The sequence below is a fragment of the Vibrio sp. 10N.222.49.C9 genome, from assembly GCF_041474985.1.
Taxonomy (GTDB): domain Bacteria; phylum Pseudomonadota; class Gammaproteobacteria; order Enterobacterales; family Vibrionaceae; genus Vibrio; species Vibrio crassostreae_C.
This window is the reverse complement of sequence record NZ_JBFRVD010001482.1, coordinates 1-221: the sequence shown is the minus strand read 5'-3', so window position 1 is coordinate 221 and position 221 is coordinate 1. Positions and strand designations below refer to the sequence as shown.

Below are 221 nucleotides of genomic sequence, written 5' to 3'. Positions count from 1 at the left end.
CTTCCCACGACAGTGCTTCATCACCATGGCCAGTTTTTAGGGTTGGAGATAACAGGCGACCATCATGAATAACCGTTTCTCCTAGCGCTATCCCTTTGGTGCACAACTTGCCATAGTTTGAGGGATGTTCCTTATCTCCGCGTATCTCCAACTCCCCCGAATGCTTGGGTCTGGCTTCGATTCCGCAACCAACGCCGCAGTATGCACAAGTGGTTTTGATC

The 221-nt window shown here is 50.7% G+C and carries 1 protein-coding gene; it reads right to left on the bottom strand.

Annotated elements, in window-relative coordinates; genetic code table 11:
- Nucleotides 1-220 (bottom strand): hypothetical protein (locus AB4585_RS28860; protein ID WP_372172220.1); only part of this gene is annotated, 220 nt, incomplete at its 3' end.
- Nucleotide 221 lies beyond the last annotated feature (1 nt).